Source organism: Pseudoalteromonas sp. bablab_jr011 (assembly GCF_016464045.1).
Taxonomy (GTDB): Bacteria; Pseudomonadota; Gammaproteobacteria; order Enterobacterales; family Alteromonadaceae; genus Pseudoalteromonas; species Pseudoalteromonas lipolytica.
In genome coordinates this window covers 1-467 of sequence record NZ_JACDWU010000161.1, presented here as the reverse complement: position 1 = coordinate 467, position 467 = coordinate 1, and the positions used below count along the sequence as shown (strand labels likewise).

General features: G+C 46.5%; 1 protein-coding gene. It reads left to right on the top strand.

All coding sequences use genetic code 11. The features are described from left to right. On the top strand, window positions 1-467 hold a 467-nt coding region (locus JIG41_RS07715), incomplete at both ends, for a formylglycine-generating enzyme family protein (protein WP_199524531.1).

The following is a 467-nucleotide window of genomic DNA, read 5'->3' as shown; positions in this document are numbered from 1 at the left end:
ATTACTAAGTGGCTGCGATATCGAAAATAACATAGATAAGCTCACTGGAGAGCAAGACAAGCAAGTACATGCTCTTATTGAACGCACTAAAGCACACATGGTGTTTGTTGAAGGCGGGAGCTTTATGATGGGAGATGGTGGGGGTGATGATGGACTGCCTTGGACACGATTTACTGACAACAAACCCGCCCATAAAGTCACCCTAACCAGCTACTCAATGGGCGCGTATGAAGTGAATTATGCCGACTTTGATTTATACACAACGGTGAATGAGCAGCCTAAAACCATGTGGACAAAATGGGATAGAGATGAGGTTTGGCGGGCCTCTGAATTCCCTGCGGGAGTAAGTTGGTATGGCGCAAAAAACTACTGTTTATGGCTGGCTAAACTCACCGAGCTCCCCTTTGATTTACCCACAGAGGCTCAGTGGGAATTTGCAGCCCGTAACCGGGGAGAAAACATTTTAT